This window comes from Halomonas sp. KAO (assembly GCF_015595025.1).
In the GTDB taxonomy this organism is placed as follows: Bacteria; Pseudomonadota; Gammaproteobacteria; order Pseudomonadales; family Halomonadaceae; genus Halomonas.
On the sequence record NZ_JADNRL010000037.1, the window covers coordinates 244250 to 260820 of the forward strand.

Genomic DNA, 16571 nt, shown 5'->3' on the forward strand with positions numbered 1-16571 from the left:
TTGTCGACGTTAATTAAAAACAGAATTTTTTCCCCAAAACGATAACTTTCGAGGATCCCATGACTCAAGATGTCGAGACCTCTCAGGGCCAGCTCTCGCGTGTGCTGGCTCGCAAGGACGTTCTCGCCCTGGCCTTCGGGGCCATGATCGGCTGGGGCTGGATCGTGCTGACCGGCAGCTGGATCCAGTCGGCCGGTAGCCTGGGGGCGATTACCGCCTTCCTGCTGGGCGGGTTGATCATCGTGCTGGTGGGCCTGACCTACGCCGAGCTCGCCTCGGCGATGCCTCAGGTCGGCGGCGAGCACGTCTATAGTTACCGCGCCCTGGGCCACTTCGCCTCCTTCCTGTGCACCTGGGCGATCACCCTGGGCTATGTCAGCGTGGTCTCCTTCGAGGCCGTGGCGCTGCCCACGGTGGTGGAGCACCTGTTTCCCGACTATGCGGTGGGGCACCTGTGGACCATCGCCGGCTGGGAGGTGAAGGCCACCTGGGTGGCCGTCGGCGTCATCGGCTCGCTGCTGATGATGTGGATCAACTATGTCGGCGTGCGTACCGCGGCGCTGGTCCAGAAGGTGGTCACCCTGCTGATCCTGGCGGTGGGCGTGATGTTCATTACCGGGGCGCTGTTCCAGGGCAGCAGCGATACCATGCAGCCGCTGTTCAGCGTCGAGCAGGGCGTGATGGGCGGCATCATGACGGTGATCATCATGGTGCCGTTCATGTTCGTCGGCTTCGACGTGATTCCCCAGGCCGCCGAGGAGATCAACCTGCCGTTTCGCGAGATCGGCCGGGTGCTGATGATCTCGGTGATCCTGGCGGTGTTCTGGTATGCCTTCATCATTCTTGGCACCTCCCTGATGCTCGATCCCGAGGCGCTGGGCGCGAGTTCGCTGGCGGTGCCGGATGCCATGCAGGCGGTCTTTCAGGCGCCCTGGGCGGGCAATCTCATGATCCTGGCGGGTATCGCGGGGATCATCACCAGCTGGAATGCCTTCTATATCGGCGGTTCGCGGGCCATCTACGCCCTGGCGCACTCCGGCATGCTGCCGGCCTGGCTGGGCAAGCTGCATCCGCGCTATCGCACGCCCACCAAAGCCATCCTGGTGATGGGAGTGCTCTCGGCGATCGCCCCCTTCCTGGGACGTCCGGCGCTGGTATGGCTGGTGGTGGCAGGCGGCCTCGGGATCGTGGTTGCCTATCTGTTCGTCTCGCTCTCCTTCGTCGTGCTGCGCCGTCGCGAACCCGACATGGAGCGCCCCTTCAAGGTGCGCCACGGCAAGCTGGTCGGTGCCCTGGCGGTGCTGCTCTCCCTCGGGCTGTCCGCCATGTATCTGCCGGGCAGCCCCTCGGCACTGTCGGCCGTCGAGTGGATGCTCTTCGCCGGCTGGATGCTGCTTGGCCTGGCCCTCTATGCCTGGTCCCGTGTTCGCTACGGTGTCGCCTACAGCGACAGGATGATGCAGCGTGAGCTGGCTGGCGGTGACCCCTACCCGGGGCTTTGACGCCCTCCTGCACGAGTAGGCCTTTGAAGCCTGTTGTCGCCCCGGCCCTGTGCCGGGGCGATGCCATGCATGCCCCGCCGTGTGCCCCGCCCGTGTGCCTAGCTTGCGTGTCATGGGGTCCGGATACCAGCAGGGAAAGCCAGTGCGCGGGGCCGAACCGGCAGCGGCTTAATAAAAAGTATAAAACCAAATACGGTTGACGATATTGGAAAGTGTCGATATTTTGTATGGACCATCCAATATCCCCTGGAGCCCTGACATGACCGTGCTGAGCCAGCTTCCCGAAACCGCCATGCCTCTGCCCGCCGATATCCGCGGCTTTACCCTGGCACCGTCTGCCCAGTCTCCGCGCCTGCTGCAGCTGACCATTTCCCGCGAGGTGGTCGAGGCCTTCCTCGCGGCGGTCAGCGAGTGGCCGGTGCAGGCGCTGGAGTACAAGTCGATGCTGCGGTTTCGGGTCGCCAGGATTCTCGATGACCTGTGCGACAACACCCTGCAGCCGGTGCTGATCAACACCCTGGTGGATCGTGCCACCGGTGGCTTCCAGGTGGTGCCGGAAGGGCTGGATGATGTCGAGCAGGCCGATGACATGGTCAAGCTGGCCACCGCCGTGGCTCACCTGATGGGCCGTTCCAACTTCGATGCCATGAGCGGGCAGTACTATGCGCGCTTCGTGGTCAAGAACGTCGACAACTCCGACAGCTACCTGCGTCAGCCGCATCGCGTGATGGAGCTGCACAATGATGGCACCTTCGTCGAGCAGGACACCGACTACGTGCTGATGATGAAGATCGACGAGCAGAACATGGAGGGCGGCAACTCCCTGTTGCTGCACCTGGATGACTGGGGGGACCTGGAGCGGTTCTTTGCTCATCCGCTGGCCCATCGGCCCATGCGCTGGACGGCACCGCCCAGCAAGAACGTGGCCCGTGATGTCTTCCACCCGGTGTTCGATGTCGACCGCGAAGGCCGCCCGGTCATGTCCTATATCGACCAGTTCGTGCAGCCCAAGGACTTCGAGGAGGGCAACTGGCTGACCGACCTCTCCGACTCCCTGGAGAGCAGCCCGGGCATTCTCTCGGTGCCCAATCCGGTGGGCAGCTTCCTGCTGATCAACAACCACTTCTGGCTGCATGGTCGCGACCGCTTCAAGCCGCATCCGGACCTGCGTCGCGAGCTGATGCGCCAGCGCGGTTACTTCACCCATGCCAAGACCCTGCGCGATCCGCGCCAGGTGTAAGACGTGCCCAGGATCAACGGGTTACCCTGACGAAGCCACGCCGTGTAAACGGCGTGGCTATTCTATTGCTGGAGCGAGACTGACTGCTGGAGCGAAAACGGCATGCACGACTTTATCATCATCGGCGGTGGCATCCTGGGCATGTCCACCGCCATGCAACTCAAGCAGGCGTATCCCGACCGCAGGATGCTGCTGCTGGAGAAGGAGGCGGGACCGGCACGGCATCAGACCGGCCATAACAGCGGCGTGATCCATGCCGGGGTCTATTACACCCCGGGCAGCCTCAAGGCGCGCTTCTGTCTCGAGGGCAATCGCGCCACCCGGGCGTTCTGTGATGAGCACGGCATCGCCTACGACACCTGCGGGAAGCTGCTGGTGGCGACCAGCGGGCTCGAGATGCAGCGCATGGAGGCGCTATGGGAGCGTACCGCCGCCAACGGCCTTGAGCGCGAGTGGCTCTCCGCCGAGGCGCTGGCCGAGCGTGAACCCAACATCACCGGGCTGGGCGGGATCTTCGTGCCCTCCAGCGGCATCGTCGACTATGCCGAGGTGACGCGTGCCATGGCCGCCGAGTTCGAGCGGATGGGCGGCGAGATCCGCTACAACGCCGAGGTCACCGGCCTGGAGGAGCGCTCCCGGGAGGTGGTGGTATCCAGTTCGGCCGGCGAGTTCACCGGGAGTTATCTCGTCACCTGCTCGGGGCTGATGGCCGATCGAGTGGTCCGCATGCTGGGCCAGGATCCGGGCTTCACCATCTGTCCCTTCCGCGGCGAATACTATCGGCTGCCGGAGAAGCACAACCGCATCGTCAATCACCTGATCTACCCGATCCCCGACCCCTCCATGCCGTTTCTCGGGGTGCACCTGACCCGCATGATCGACGGCAGTGTGACGGTGGGCCCCAATGCGGTGCTGGCGTTCAAGCGCGAGGGGTATCGCCGTCGTGATATCTCGCCTCGCGACCTGGCACAGATGTTCACCAATCCGGGGATTCTCAAGGTACTGGGCAAGAACCTGCGCCCGGGCCTTGCCGAGATGAAGAACTCCCTGCACAAGCGCGGCTATCTCGAGCTGGTGCGCAAGTACTGTCCGGAGCTGACGGTCGAGGATCTCGAGCCCTATCCGGCGGGAGTGCGCGCCCAGGCGGTATCCCGGGACGGCAAGCTGGTCGACGACTTCCTGTTCGTGAACACCCGGCGCACCCTCAATGTGGGCAATGCACCGTCGCCGGCCGCCACCTCGGCGCTCCCCATCGGCAGCCATATCGTCGACCAGGTGAAGACGATGGTGGAGGGGTGAGCCCCAGACCATCGTGGCATTGCCGAAATTCTTCTGAAACGTAGAATTTGCGCCGATAGGTTCTCACGCTGGGTCCGTGCTAGCTTGGGGGCCGTACGCTGTTAAGGCGTCGGAAACGACTACAAGACAACCTGGTTGCAGGACCGGAGGAATGCCATGAAAGCCTTGAAGTATGCCGCTGTCGCCTCGCTGATCGCGACGGCTCCCTTGGCGGCTGCCCAGCAGCAGCTCTCCATCGCCACCGGTGGTACCGGCGGCACCTATTACCCGCTGGGTGGCGGCCTTGCCGAGATGATCGGCAAGCATCTCGAGGGTTACGAGGCCGTCGCCGAAGTGACGGGGGCCTCGGTGGAGAACATGGGGCTGGTGTGGCGCGGAGACTCCGATCTCGCCCTGGCCCTGGCCGATACCGTTCATCAGGCCTACAGCGGCACCGGCGACTTCGAGGGCCGCCAGCTCGAGAACATCCGTGCGTTGGCATCGGTCTACCCCAACGCCGTTCAGCTGGTGACCCTCGCCGACTCCGGCGTCGAGAGCCTTGCCGACCTGAAGGGCAAGACGGTCTCGGTAGGGGCGCCGGGCAGTGGCACCGAGCTCAACGCCAGGGCGCTGCTCGAGGCCAACGGCATCGGCTACGATGACTTCGACCCGCGCCGCCTCAACTTCAACGAGACGGCCGATGCCATCCGTGACGGTGATATCGCCGCCGGCTTCTGGAGCGTGGGGCCGCCCACCAGCTCGATCATGAACCTGGCCACCACCCGGGATGTCCGCCTGGTCGGCCTCTCCGACGAGGAGGTGGCCAATGCGCGCGAGAGTGTGCCGGTCTTCGCTTCCTACGAGCTGCGTGCCGGCCTCTATGAGGGCATGGAAGAGGGCGTGCAGACCATCGGTATCCCCAACGTGCTGGCGGTGAGCAGCGAGATGGACGAGGAGCTCGCCTACCAGATCACCAGGATGCTCTTCGAGCGCACCGATGAGCTGATCGAGGTCCACCCGGCGGCCAACGACACCACCGTGGAGTTCAGCGTCAACTCCACCCCCATCGCCTTCCATCCGGGCGCACTGCGCTACTACGAGGAGGTTGGTGCCGAGATCGCCGACCACCAGCGTCCCTGAGGCGGTGCGTGACTGGTATCTGACAGCAGGGCGGGCCGCCAGGCCCGCCCTGCTGCTGTGTGCAGGCCTGTTCCTGACCAGCCCGGCGGTGGGTCAGGAGCCGGCCCGCCTGGAGGTAAGCGGCGAGCAGGGGAGCACCCTGGTATCGCTGCCCATGCCCGAGGGCGAGGGCTGGTGCCTGGAGTGGAACCACTCGGTAGAGGGGTTTCCGGTCCTCGACTGCTATCGGCATCGCGATGGACGCATGGTGCTCGAGCGTAGCCACCTGCCGGACTTTGCCGCCGGGCTCGATCATATCCCCGGTCGTGGTCGCCAGGTATCGGACGGCGAAGGGGGGTACTGGATCGAGGATCTCGACGAGCCGGTGCCGGGCAATGCCTACCGCCTGCGGGTGGGGAGTCTCGCCGTCGACCACCGTCTGGTGGTGGATGGGCAACGCATCAGTCTGAGCCAGCTGGCCGCCGACCACCGCGTTACCGTGCGCCTGGTCACTCCCGCTGGCGATCCAACACCCTGAGAAAATCGCAATGAATGATTCGGACAACTCTCCTATCGTGCCCGGCAGCCAGGCGAGTCACGCCCGGCCGGTGCTGTGGCTGATCACGCTGGTGGCGGTAGGGCTGTCACTGTTCCAGCTCTATTCCGCCGGCATCGAGCCGCTGGGGCTCTTCTACCAGCGCAGCATCCACCTGATGCTGATCATGATGCTGGCCTTCCTGATGTTTCCGGTATTCGGCCCGCGACGACCCCGCGGGCTCATCGGCTGGCTGCTCGATGCCACCTTCTTCGCCGGGGCGCTGGTCACCGGCGGCTACCTGGTGCTCTACCTCGACGAGATCATCAATCGTGCCGGCTTCTGGAGTCAGACCGATATCGTGGTCGGCTGCATCGCCACCGTGACCGTGCTGGAGGCGGCTCGCCGTGCGGTGGGTCTGGGCATGACGGTGATCGGGGTGATCGCCCTGCTCTATGCCTTCGCCGGTCCACGCGGTGATCTTCCCTGGCTGGGGGAGTGGCTGCCCGGCATCCTCGAGCACCGTGGCTACAGCCTGGATCGCCTGGTGGGCCAGCTCTACCTGGGGCAGGAGGGCATCTTCGGCCTGCCCATGGGCGTTGCGGCCACCTATATCTTCATCTTCGTGCTGTTCGGCGCCTTTCTCGAGATCACCGGCGCCGGCAAGTTCTTTATCGACCTGGCCTACGCCGCCACCGGCCGCCAGCGCGGTGGACCGGCCAAGGCGGCGGTGATCGCCTCGGCCGGCATGGGATCGATCTCCGGCAGCGCGATCGCCAACGTGGTGACCACCGGCGCCTTTACCATCCCGCTGATGAAGCGCCTTGGTTACAAGCCCCATCAGGCCGGGGGCATCGAGGCGGCGGCCTCCACCGGTGGGCAGATCATGCCGCCGCTGATGGGCGCCGGCGCCTTCCTGATCGCCGAGTACACCCGGATGCCCTACCTCGATGTGGTCAAGGTCAGTATCCTGCCGGCGATCATGTACTTCGGTACGGTCTACCTCTTCGTGCACATCATCGCCCTGAAGCAGGGCATGCAGGGCATGGCCAGGAGCGAGCTGCCGCAGATGCGCGACGTGATGTCTTCCGGCTGGCACTTCCTGCTGCCGCTGGCGGTGCTGGTGTGGCTGCTGGTGATGAACATGTCGCCGATGCGGGTTGGCTACTACGCCATCCTTACCATGCTGGCCGTGGCGGTACTGCGCTTTCTGGTGTGGATGCTCTTCGTGGCCCCGCAGCAGGGGGAGCCGGTGACCGGCGAACGCCTGGCCACCGCCACCCGCAATGGCCTGCTGAAGCTGATGGAGGGGCTCGAGCTGGGGGCTCGCAATGCGGTCGCCGTCTCAATGGCCTGTGCGGTGGCCGGCATCATCGTCGGGGTGGTGGGGCTGACCGGGCTGGGTCTGAAGTTCTCCTCCATGATGCTGGCCTTCTCGGGTGGCAACCTGCTGCTGGCCCTGATCATGGTGCTGCTGGCCAGCCTGGTGCTGGGCATGGGGCTGCCGGTGACCGCCAGCTATATCGTGCTGATCGTGCTGGTCGGCCCGGCACTGACCGCCGAGTTCGGCGTTCCGCTGCTGATCGCCCACCTGGTGGTGTTCTGGTACTCCCAGGACTCCAACGTCACGCCGCCCATCGCCCTGGCCGGCTTCGCCGGGGCGGCGATCGCCGGGGCCAAGCCGATGGAGACGGGCTTCCAGGCCTGGAAGTTCGCCAAGGGGCTCTATCTGATCCCGCTGTTCATGGTCTACAACCCCGAGATCATCATGGGGGGACCCTGGCCGCTGCTGATATGGACCGGGTTGACGGGCTTCCTTGCCCTGGCCGCCTTCGCCGCGGCGCTGGAGGGCTATCTGTTTACCCGCATGGGGTGGCCCATTCGCGCGTTGCTGCTGCCGGCCATCGTGGCGGTGTTCTATCCCAGTCTGATGGTGGAAGCCGCCGGTGCCGCGACGATGCTTGCCGTGATCGCCGGCAACTGGGTGGCGAGCCGGCGTAGCGCACTCCCCGCCTGACGCTACATACGCCGCATGAGGCGTGGCATGACGAAAGAGGCCCGCTCGGTTTCCCCGGGCGGGCCTCTGTCTGGTGCAAGCTTGGTGCAAGGCGCGTGAGTTACTGGGTCGAGGCTTCCGCTTCGGCTTCTGCTTCGGCCTCCGCCTCGGCTTCTGCCGCCGCGTCCGCCGTGGCATTCGCGGCTTCCTCTGTGGCCTCGGCCGTCTCCTCCGTGGCACCCAGTGCCATTTCCTTGGCCTCTTCGACCAGTTCGCCGGTCTTCTCGCGAGCGGCCTCCACGGCGTCGGCGGTCATCTCCCTGGCCGAGTCGACAACATTGGCGGTGGCGTCACCCGCCGCATCCAGGGCGCTGGAGGTTTCTTCAGCGGCCTCGTCTCCCGCCGCCTCCAGGTTCTCGCCGGCGGCTTCGGCGGCCTCACCGGTTTCCTCGGCGACCTCGTCACCCGCAGCTTCGGCGGATGCGGCGGCCTCACCGGCCTCCTCGGCGGCTTCGTCACCCGCGGCTTCCAGGTTCTCGCCGGTGGCTTCGGCGGCCTCACCGGCCTCCTGGGCAGCCTCTTCACCCGCTTCATCCATGGCCTGACCCGCTTCCTCGGCGGCCTGTTCGGATTCTGCAGCGGCTTCATCCAGCGCCTGCTCGGTCTCGGCGGCGGCTTCGTCCATGGCCTCACCGGCCTCGTCGGTCGCCTCGTCGAGCTCTGCTTCCGTGGCCTCCGCGGCTTCGGCGGTAGCGTCGGCCGACTCCTCGACGGCCTGTTCGGCGGACTCGGCTGCCTGTTGCGCCTCCTGCTTGGCGGCCTCCTCGTGCTGGGTCGCCTGGTCGTTATCGGAGTCGCAACCGACCAGCAGCAGCGAGCCGGCGAATGCCGCGGTAAAAATCAGGGAACGCTTCATGGTTAGTCTCCTTCTTTGAGTTTCAGGCGAGCTAGTCCAATCTGCCCACAGAAGCCACTGTAGCAGCCAATGAAGCAGACAGCATGAAAGCTGCTGTCTGTTCTCGGCAACAACTGGGGTGTAGCCCTGGCTGTCTGCTCGGTCAAGATGACTGGGAAGGCCTGCGCCGCTAAAATGATCGGCTTTCCTTTTATTCACTCTTTTCCTGTAGGGGAAGTCCCGAGGAGCAGGCCATGCAGTCCGCTACACAGACGCCGAAGGTCGGCGTGATCATGGGGTCGAAATCTGACTGGCCGATAATGGAACATGCCGTCGAGATGCTCGAGCGTCTGGGAGTGGCCTACGAGACCCGAGTCGTCTCGGCCCACCGTACCCCGGACCTGCTCTTCGATTACGCGAAGTCGGCGGCCGAGCGCGGCCTCGAGGTGATCGTCGCCGGCGCCGGCGGCGCCGCTCATCTGCCGGGCATGGTGGCCTCCCAGACCGCGCTGCCCGTGCTGGGGGTGCCGGTGGAGTCCAAGTCGCTCAAGGGGCTGGATTCACTGCTTTCCATCGTGCAGATGCCCGGTGGTATCGCCGTGGGTACCCTGGCCATCGGCAAGGCGGGTGCCACCAATGCGGGGCTGCTGGCGGCGCAGATCGTTGGCCTTCAGGATGACAGGGTGCGCGCCGCCGTGGAGGCGTTTCGCGCCGAGCAGACGCAGACGGTACTCGACAATCCTGACCCCCGGCCTGATTCACGGACCGAGCCCTGATAGAGAGACAATGAGGAGATCATCATGAATATCGGTGTTCTGGGTGCCGGTCAGCTCGGTCGCATGCTGGCCCTGGCCGGCTACCCGCTGGCCAACCGTTTTACCTTTCTCGATACCACCGGGCATCCCAGTGCCGGTATCGGCGACGTGATGGTAGATACCGACCGCAGGCATCTGGCGGCCTTCCTCGAGAAGGTGGATCTGGTCACCTACGAGTTCGAGCATCTGCCGGTGTCGCTGGTACAGGAGATCGAGGAGGTGAAACCGGTCTACCCATCCAGCGAAGCGATTCGCGTCTGCCAGAACCGCGCCGAGGAGAAGGCGCTGTTCGACCGCCTGAGCATTCCCACCCCGGCCTACCGCCTGGTGGAGAGTGCCGACGAGCTGGAGGCGGCGGCCCGCGAACTGGGAACGCCGGTGGTGGCCAAGTCGGTCACCGAGGGCTATGACGGCAAGGGCCAGGCGGTGCTGCGTGACCCCGCCGAGGCGGCCGAGGCATGGCGTGCCATCGCCCATCCGCGGCTGATCGTGGAGGCCTTCGTCGACTTCGTGCGTGAGGTGTCGATCATCGCGGTGCGTGGTCGCGACGGTGAGGTGGTCTTCTACCCCATGGCCGAGAACCAGCACGTGGATGGCATCCTGCGCTACTCCATCGCCCCGCTGCCGGACCTGGCCGACAGCCTGCAGCAGACCGCCGATGGCTATATTCGGGCGCTGCTCGATGAGCTCGACTATGTGGGCGTGCTGACCCTGGAGCTGTTCCAGTGTGCCGACGGCAGCCTGCTGGCCAACGAGATGGCGCCCCGTGTGCACAACTCCGGTCACTGGACCCAGGATGGTGCGGTGACCAGCCAGTTCGAGAACCATCTGCGTGCCATTCAGGGGCTGCCGCTGGGCGATACCGCCGCGCGCATGCCCACCTGCATGGTCAACGTGATCGGCCAGGAGGGCGACTCGTCCGCCATCCTGGCGCTGCCGGATGCCCATCTGCATCGCTATGACAAGAGCGAGCGGGCCGGTCGCAAGCTGGCCCATGTCAATCTGCTCGCGCCGACCCACGAGGCGCTGCTGGAGCGGGTTCGTGCCTGCGCCGCGCTGCTTCCCGAGGCGCCTGCGCCAAGCTTCAGCTTCGAGTAGGTCCGCAGGTCCCGGCCAGATACAGGCTCCGGCCAGGCCGTGTCCGGCCCGTACGCAGACAGGCCGCCCCAACCGAGGCGGCCTGTCTGCGCTGTATGGCCTGGTCGCTGTAGTAGCTGGTCGCGGAGGAGGGGCTCAGCCCATCAGCAGGGTGCTGGCCAGCATACCGCCGCCGAGCAGCAGCACGAACAGCGTCAGGGCGAGGATAAAGGGCTTGATACCCAGGGCCTTGAGTTTTTCCATGCGGGTCTCGTAGCCGAGTGCCGCCATGGCCATGGTCAGCGCCAGCTGGCCGGCCAGTACCAGGCCCTGGTGCAGCGGGGCGGGCAGGGTGACCAGGCTGTTGAACACCACCATGGCCAGGAAGCCGAAGGCGAACCAGGGGATCACCAGGCTGGCCCTCCCTGCGCCGGCCTCGGCGGGCTGGTGGCGCAGCCACCACTGTCCGACGATCAGCAGGAAGGGCACCAGCAGCATCACCCGTACCAGCTTGACGATCACCGCATTGGCCAGGGCGTCGGGGCCCACTGCCTCGCCGGCGGCGACCACCTGGGCGACCTCGTGCACGGTGGCACCGATATAGACACCGAACAGCCCCTCCTCCATGCCCAGCAGCGGGTAGAGCAGCGGGTAGACCAGCATCGCCAGGGAGCCGAACAGCACCACCGTGGCCACGGCCATGGAGGTGGCCGCGGGGCGCGAGCGAATGGTCGATTCGGTGGCGAGTACCGCTGCGGCGCCACAGATGGCGCTCCCGGCACTGGTCAGCAGGGTGGTCTCGCGATCCATCCCGAGCACCCGGGTGCCGATCAGGTAGCCCGCGATGAGCACGCTGATGATCACCAGAGTGTCGAGCAGCAGCACCCTGGGGCCGAGTGCCATGATCTGCTGCAGGGTCAGGGAGAGACCGAACAGCACGATGCCCCCGCGCAGCAGCCAGCGAGTGGCGAACTTCAACCCCGGGCCGGTGGCGGTAAGGCGCCGGGCCAGGGGCAGGTTACCGGCCACGATGCCCAGCAGCAGCGCCACCACCAGGGGGCTTATCCCGGCATCGGCCAGCGGAGGGAGCCGCGTCAGGCCGAAGCCGGCTATCGTCAGGGTTGTGCAGACCAGCAAGCCTTGCCACATGTCATTACTCTCTCGTGTGCTGTCCATGTGGCGTATGTTATGCCCTAATAACACATCAGGTTATCAGTTAATAACGAACTGGCTTTTCGGAAAAACCGATATGACATCCATGGTGAGCTTTCGCCAGCTTCAGGTCTTCGCCACGGTGGCGCGTCTCGGCTCGGTCAGCGCCGCCGCCCGAGAGCTGTGCCTGTCACAGTCGGCGACCAGCCAGGCCCTCTCGGAGCTGGAGCGCCAGCTGGGTGTGGCGCTGTTCGAACGCCATGGCCGGCGCTTGCGGCTCAATGATCTGGGGCGCCAACTGCTGCCCCGGGCCGAGCAGCTGCTCGACGGTGTCGAGGCCTTCGTGGCGGCGGCCACCGAGCCCGAGGGAGAACTGCATGGCGTGCTCGACGTGGCGGCCAGTGCCACCGTGGGCACCTACCTGCTGCCGGGGCTGGTCGGGCGCTTCAGCGAGGCACACCCGGGGACGGACCTGCGCCTGCGACTGCGCAATACCCACGAGGTGATCAGCGATGTATTGCGCCTGGAGGCGGATCTCGGCCTGATCGAGGGCGAGTGCCGGGAGCCGAGGCTGGAGAGCGAGTCCTGGTGTGAAGACCGCCTGGTGGTGGTCTGTGCCCCCTCTCACCGACTGGCAGGGCAGGCGCGGCTGGATGATGCCGCCCTCGCCGAGGCGGCATGGATCCTGCGGGAACCGGGCTCCGGGACGCGAGAGGTCTTCGAGCAGGCGATGCGCGATCGCGGGGTGTTGCCTCGGGTACGCATGGAGCTTGGGCAGCATGAGGCGATCAAGCAGGCGGTGCTGGCCGGCCTGGGGCTGGGGTGCCTGTCACGACTGAGCGTGGCCGGGGAGCTCGCCCGCGGCGAGCTCGTCCCGCTGGACAGCGAACTGGACCTGCGTCGGACCTTCTCCCTGGTATGGCACCCCGAGCGTTATCGCAGCCCGCTGTGGCAGGCGTTCAAGGTGTTTCTGGTCGAGGTGCGCCACTCAGCCCAGTCCTCCGGCGATCCCTAGCCACAGGGCGATGGCCGCGAAGTGTCCGGGATACCAGCCGAGCCACAGTCGTCGCGGCATGCCAAATGGCACCCTCGGGATCAGGCGATGGGCGCCGGCGGCCAGCAGCAGGATCGCCAGGCAGGTGGCGACGGTGAAGGACTTGGCCATGTCGGAGCTGTTCATCAGGCCGGCCACCGTGAGCAGTGGCAAGGCCATGGCAGTGGCGATGAGGCGCTCGACGAAAGCCACGCCGCCCTCGTGTAGGGGCTGAATGGCGATCATGTAGAGAGGGATCATCAGCAGGCCCAGGTGGCTATACTCGACCCAGAAACCGGCCGTGGCCCAGGCGGCGACGGCGAGGCCGACCTCGGCGATCAGCTGCATGGGACCGAGCGCACCGCGCTCGAGGCGCTCCCTCAGGGCCTTCAGCCAGGCGCCGCCGGTCAGGCCGAGTGAGAGGGTAAAGCAGATATTGAGGATCAGGCCATCCGCGGCTCGGGGCATCAGCATATAGGGCAGCTGAGCCACCAGGCCGATCATCAGGATGCGTCGGGCATAGCGCAGCGGATTGCGGGTGTTGAAGAGCCCGTGCCAGGCCACCATGGCCGCGAACAGGGGAGGCCGATGGAGGAGCCGGCCCACCCCAGCCCCCAGCTGTCCGGCACCACGTAACGTGACAGATGATCCACCGTCATGGTGATCAGGGCCAGCCACTGGCCCCAGCCGGTCCAGGTGGATGAGGGGCGAGCCAGGCCTCCTTTGGCATCGATGGTAGGGGTTACCTGCAGGGTCATCGGAACCTCGCGGAATGAGACTGAACAGCATGGACTCAAGGCGCGCGAGGGAGTTCCGGGTCGCGATTCGGCGACAGACAGCAGCTTCTCAATAAGCTGGGTAGAGGAGGATACCAGCCAGCTCACCGGTAGTGTGGAGGCCTCTCACGGTGCGGGCGTATCGAAGTACTTCCGGGCGATGGCGTCGTAGGTGCCATCTTCCTTCAGGGCGGTGAAGGCCTCATTGAAGTCCCTGGCCAGCTCGCGGTCGCGCTTGCGGAAGGCGACGCCCACGCCCTGGTCGAAGTAGCGGGCCGGCTCGCGAACCAGTTCGCCGAGGCGCTGGAAGTCGCTCTCCTGCTCATCAATATCCACGAAGGACTGTGCGGTGGGGTACTCCATGAAGGCCAGATCCAGGCGCTGGGTGCGCATGTCGGCGACCACATCGGCCCAGCTGGCGTAGCGACGCACCTCGACGGTGTCCCCATGGAGGTCGGTCACGTAGTTGTCCTGCAGAGTGGCGGTCTGCACCCCGACGACCTTGCCCTCGAGGCTGGCGGGGTCGGTGATATCGATGTCGCTATCCTGGTGGGCGACCCAGACGCTGGGCATCCGGAAGTAGGGGTCGGAGAACAGTACCTGGCGACGACGCACCTCGGAGATGGTCATGGCGGACATGATGGCGTCGTACTTGCGCGCCATGAGCCCCGGAATCAACCCGTCCCAGCTCTGCACCACCCACTCGCACTCCCGCTCAAGGTAGGCACAGACGGCGTTGCCCAGCTCGATGTCGAAGCCGGCCAGGGTGCCGTCGGGCAGGCTGTACTCGAAGGGTTGATAGGGCACGTCGGTGGCCAGGCGCAGAGGTGCCTCGGCCTGGACGGATGAGGTGGCCAGGCCGGTGCACAGGGCGGCGGCCAGCAGTAGCTTCGGTCGATACATGGAAAGTCTCGCGATACAGAGGACGGGCAGAAACAATCTCCGAGAACGGAGGTTTGACCCTTCAATTATATCGAGGTGAAGCGAGATTTTCAGAGCAATCAGCCAATACGAAGCAGCATGGTAGAGCGAATGGCAGCCAGAAGGAGCCGCGGGGTCGACTCGATGCCGGCAGGCCACACCGCAGGCGAGAGAAGGGGGAGGCGAAAGAGGAAGGGAACGTGGTCGTGGGAGAGGGCGTGGACTGCCCCGGGAGTGCCGGGGCAGTCCGGAAATCACTCGCCGAAGTACTCGGCGTGGATCTCGTCGTAGGTGCCATTCGCCTTCAGTTCGGCCAGTGCCTCGTTGAAGGTCTCGGCCAGCTCCTGGTCACGCTTGCGGAAGGCGATGCCGAAGCCTTCACCGAAATACTCCTTGGGCTCGGTGATCATCTCGCCGACCACCTTGTAGTCGCCCGCGTCGCTGTCGAGCAGGGTGGACTTGCCGATCGGGAAGTCGAGGAAGACCGCGTCGAGGCGGCCGGAGTCCATGTCCAGCACCATGTCATCGGCGGTAGCGTAGCGTTTCACGTCGGCCACGTCGCCATACATGTCGGTGGCGTAGTTGTCCTGCAGGGTGCCGCGCTGCACGCCGATGGTCAGACCCTCGAGGGTCTCCTTGGAGGGGGTGCCGATCTGCATGTCGCCAGGGGCGAACCAGGCCGAGGGCGGGGTGATGTAGGGGTCGGAGAACAGTACCTGCTCGCGGCGCTGCTCATTGATGGTCATCGACGACATGATGGCGTCATACTTGCGCGCCATCAGGCCGGGGATGATGCCGTCCCACCCCTGCACGACCCATTCGCAGTCGATACCGATCTCGGCACACAGGGCGTTGCCCAGATCGATATCGAAGCCGGTGAGTTCGCCATCCGGGGTACGGTACTCCATGGGCTCGTAGGGGACGTCGACGGCGATGCGAAGGTCACGCACCTCGGCGCTGGCGGAGCCGGCCACCAGGGCGGCACCGAAGGCGCCGAGGCTCAGAATCTTGTGTAGCTTCATGGGCTGGTCCTGTCATTGTTGGTGGAATCACCTTGAGGGTGATGACAGGCCAACCTTAGCGGATCCGCCAGGGGGTCGAAAGGGGAGCCGGCGTGGAGGTAAACGCCAGCTCCCAACGATCGTTTGACGCAACCTCAGCCGCCGGCGGGCTTGAGGTGGGCCAGCAGACGCTTCTCCAGGTAGCGGAAGAGGTAGAGGATGGCGAAGGTCAGGCAGAGATAGATGGCCGCCACGAACAGGAAGGCGTCGAAGGGGGCATAGAAGCGTGCATAGACGAAACGCGCCGCCCCGGTCAGGTCCATGAGGGTGACCACGCTGGCGATGGCGCTGGCGTGGAGCATGAAGATCACCTCGTTGCCGTAGGCGGGCAGCGCGCGGCGGAAGGCGCTGGGCAGCACGATCCGGCGCAGCATGAGGCGCTGGGTCATGCCATAGGCGCGTGCCGCCTCGATCTCGCCGCGGGGGGTGGCCTTGATGGCGCCACGGAAGATCTCGGTGGTGTAGGCCGCGGTGTTGAGGGTGAAGGCGGCCAGCGCCGGCACGAAGGGCTTCTCGAGCAGCACCCAGAGCCAGGTATCCTGGATGCCCTCGACGAACACCACCCCGTAGTAGATCAGGTAAAGCTGTATCAGCAGGGGGGTGCCGCGGAACACGTAGCAGTAGAGAAAGATCGGCAGGCTGATCCAGCGCTGTCGTGAACCGCGGCCGATGGCCAGGGGAACGGCCAGCACCAGGCCGATCACCAGCGACAGGAACACCAGCTGCACGGTGGTCACCAGTCCCTCGCCGTAGTAGCCGAGGGTCTGCAGGGTGAAGATGCTGTTGTCGGCCAGCAGGGCCTCGAGTCGACTCATCAGGGCGTCCATCACTTGACCTCCCCGAAGCCGACATCATAGCGCTTCTGCAGGCGGGCGAAGCCCCACTCGGAGACGCTGGCGATCAACAGGTAGATGGCACCCACGATGAGCATGAAGGTGAAGGGCTCGCGGGTCGCCTTGGAGGCCTCGGCGGCCACGCGCACCATGTCGGAGAGCCCGATCACCGAGACCAGGGCGGTGGTCTTGAGCAGCACCATCCAGTTGTTGGAGAGCCCGGGAATGGCGTGACGCATCATCTGCGGGAAGCGGATGCGCCGGAACACCAGCCAGGGCCCCATGCCGTAGGCGCGGCCGGCCTCGATCTGGCCGCTCTCCACCGCCAGGAAGGCGCC

General features: G+C 65.5%; 15 protein-coding genes and 1 pseudogene. 9 read left to right on the forward strand and 7 right to left on the reverse strand.

Features of this window, described 5'->3' with window-relative positions:
• The first annotated feature begins 59 nt into the window (after positions 1 to 59).
• From IOC61_RS17105 to IOC61_RS17130, 6 genes are all read left to right on the forward strand, one after another.
• Complete coding sequence (locus IOC61_RS17105) at positions 60 to 1502, forward strand: APC family permease (RefSeq protein ID WP_195689933.1); 1443 nt, start codon at positions 60 to 62, stop codon at positions 1500 to 1502.
• A 259-nt stretch (positions 1503 to 1761) separates the two neighbouring features.
• Positions 1762 to 2742 (forward strand): glutarate dioxygenase GlaH, encoded by a 981-nt coding sequence (gene glaH / locus IOC61_RS17110; protein ID WP_195689934.1) that lies wholly within the window; start codon positions 1762 to 1764, stop codon positions 2740 to 2742.
• Positions 2743 to 2844: 102 nt separating this feature from the next.
• On the forward strand, positions 2845 to 4041 hold the full coding sequence (gene lhgO, locus IOC61_RS17115) for an L-2-hydroxyglutarate oxidase (protein ID WP_195689935.1): 1197 nt from the start codon (positions 2845 to 2847) through the stop codon (positions 4039 to 4041).
• A 156-nt stretch (positions 4042 to 4197) separates the two neighbouring features.
• A complete protein-coding gene (locus IOC61_RS17120) occupies positions 4198 to 5160 on the forward strand; it encodes a TAXI family TRAP transporter solute-binding subunit (RefSeq protein ID WP_195689936.1) in 963 nt (320 codons plus the stop codon).
• On the forward strand, positions 5129 to 5677 hold the full coding sequence (locus IOC61_RS17125) for a DUF1850 domain-containing protein (protein ID WP_409228675.1): 549 nt from the start codon (positions 5129 to 5131) through the stop codon (positions 5675 to 5677). The genes IOC61_RS17120 and IOC61_RS17125 overlap by 32 nt, the downstream gene beginning before the upstream one ends.
• Positions 5678 to 5687: 10 nt before the next feature.
• Positions 5688 to 7691, forward strand: coding sequence for a TRAP transporter permease (locus IOC61_RS17130; protein WP_195689937.1), 2004 nt, complete (start codon positions 5688 to 5690; stop codon positions 7689 to 7691).
• Between the two features lie 100 nt (positions 7692 to 7791).
• Here IOC61_RS17130 and IOC61_RS17135 read toward each other — a convergent pair whose 3' ends face one another.
• Complete coding sequence (locus IOC61_RS17135; protein ID WP_195689938.1) at positions 7792 to 8586, reverse strand: hypothetical protein; 795 nt, start codon at positions 8584 to 8586, stop codon at positions 7792 to 7794.
• A gap of 233 nt (positions 8587 to 8819) precedes the next feature.
• Here IOC61_RS17135 and purE point away from each other — a divergent pair, with 233 nt between their 5' ends.
• Together purE and IOC61_RS17145 are read left to right on the forward strand one after the other, a co-directional pair.
• The gene (gene purE, locus IOC61_RS17140) at positions 8820 to 9341 is read left to right on the forward strand and encodes a 5-(carboxyamino)imidazole ribonucleotide mutase (protein ID WP_132044481.1); all 522 of its coding nucleotides are present in this window, start codon (positions 8820 to 8822) and stop codon (positions 9339 to 9341) included.
• A 24-nt stretch (positions 9342 to 9365) separates the two neighbouring features.
• The gene (locus tag IOC61_RS17145) at positions 9366 to 10478 is read left to right on the forward strand and encodes a 5-(carboxyamino)imidazole ribonucleotide synthase (RefSeq protein WP_195689939.1); all 1113 of its coding nucleotides are present in this window, start codon (positions 9366 to 9368) and stop codon (positions 10476 to 10478) included.
• Between the two features lie 135 nt (positions 10479 to 10613).
• Here the strand turns inward: IOC61_RS17145 and IOC61_RS17150 are convergent, their stop codons facing one another.
• Positions 10614 to 11606 (reverse strand): YeiH family protein, encoded by a 993-nt coding sequence (locus tag IOC61_RS17150; RefSeq protein ID WP_195689940.1) that lies wholly within the window; start codon positions 11604 to 11606, stop codon positions 10614 to 10616.
• 100 nt (positions 11607 to 11706) lie between these two features.
• Here IOC61_RS17150 and IOC61_RS17155 point away from each other — a divergent pair, with 100 nt between their 5' ends.
• Positions 11707 to 12624, forward strand: coding sequence for a LysR family transcriptional regulator (locus tag IOC61_RS17155; protein WP_195689941.1), 918 nt, complete (start codon positions 11707 to 11709; stop codon positions 12622 to 12624).
• On the opposite strand, the pseudogene IOC61_RS17160 reads toward IOC61_RS17155, so the two are convergent.
• From IOC61_RS17160 to IOC61_RS17180, 5 genes and pseudogenes are all read right to left on the reverse strand, one after another.
• A pseudogene (locus IOC61_RS17160) lies at positions 12598 to 13400 on the reverse strand (TraX family protein). The gene IOC61_RS17155 and the pseudogene IOC61_RS17160 sit on opposite strands and share 27 nt — an antisense overlap.
• 144 nt (positions 13401 to 13544) lie before the next feature.
• Complete coding sequence (locus tag IOC61_RS17165) at positions 13545 to 14321, reverse strand: transporter substrate-binding domain-containing protein (protein WP_195689942.1); 777 nt, start codon at positions 14319 to 14321, stop codon at positions 13545 to 13547.
• 272 nt (positions 14322 to 14593) lie between these two features.
• A complete protein-coding gene (locus tag IOC61_RS17170; protein ID WP_195689943.1) occupies positions 14594 to 15361 on the reverse strand; it encodes an ABC transporter substrate-binding protein in 768 nt (255 codons plus the stop codon).
• A gap of 134 nt (positions 15362 to 15495) precedes the next feature.
• Entirely contained in the window at positions 15496 to 16227 is a 732-nt protein-coding gene (locus IOC61_RS17175; RefSeq protein WP_195689944.1) for an ABC transporter permease, read from the reverse strand.
• The coding region (locus IOC61_RS17180) for an ABC transporter permease subunit (RefSeq protein ID WP_195689945.1) at positions 16227 to 16571 on the reverse strand (345 nt) is incomplete at its 5' end. The genes IOC61_RS17175 and IOC61_RS17180, both read right to left, overlap by 1 nt.

Bases quoted from the DNA above. Each gene is read 5' to 3' on its own strand.
- IOC61_RS17175 (WP_195689944.1), bottom strand. From the start codon at position 16,227: ATGGACGCCCTGATGAGTCGACTCGAGGCCCTGCTGGCCGACAACAGC.
- lhgO (WP_195689935.1), top strand. From the start codon at position 2,845: ATGCACGACTTTATCATCATCGGCGGTGGCATCCTGGGCATGTCCACC.
- IOC61_RS17105 (WP_195689933.1), top strand. From the start codon at position 60: ATGACTCAAGATGTCGAGACCTCTCAGGGCCAGCTCTCGCGTGTGCTG.
- purE (WP_132044481.1), top strand. From the start codon at position 8,820: ATGCAGTCCGCTACACAGACGCCGAAGGTCGGCGTGATCATGGGGTCG.
- IOC61_RS17155 (WP_195689941.1), top strand. From the start codon at position 11,707: ATGACATCCATGGTGAGCTTTCGCCAGCTTCAGGTCTTCGCCACGGTG.
- IOC61_RS17165 (WP_195689942.1), bottom strand. From the start codon at position 14,321: ATGTATCGACCGAAGCTACTGCTGGCCGCCGCCCTGTGCACCGGCCTG.
- IOC61_RS17120 (WP_195689936.1), top strand. From the start codon at position 4,198: ATGAAAGCCTTGAAGTATGCCGCTGTCGCCTCGCTGATCGCGACGGCT.
- IOC61_RS17145 (WP_195689939.1), top strand. From the start codon at position 9,366: ATGAATATCGGTGTTCTGGGTGCCGGTCAGCTCGGTCGCATGCTGGCC.
- IOC61_RS17135 (WP_195689938.1), bottom strand. From the start codon at position 8,586: ATGAAGCGTTCCCTGATTTTTACCGCGGCATTCGCCGGCTCGCTGCTG.
- IOC61_RS17150 (WP_195689940.1), bottom strand. From the start codon at position 11,606: ATGTGGCAAGGCTTGCTGGTCTGCACAACCCTGACGATAGCCGGCTTC.
- IOC61_RS17170 (WP_195689943.1), bottom strand. From the start codon at position 15,361: ATGAAGCTACACAAGATTCTGAGCCTCGGCGCCTTCGGTGCCGCCCTG.
- glaH (WP_195689934.1), top strand. From the start codon at position 1,762: ATGACCGTGCTGAGCCAGCTTCCCGAAACCGCCATGCCTCTGCCCGCC.
- IOC61_RS17130 (WP_195689937.1), top strand. From the start codon at position 5,688: ATGAATGATTCGGACAACTCTCCTATCGTGCCCGGCAGCCAGGCGAGT.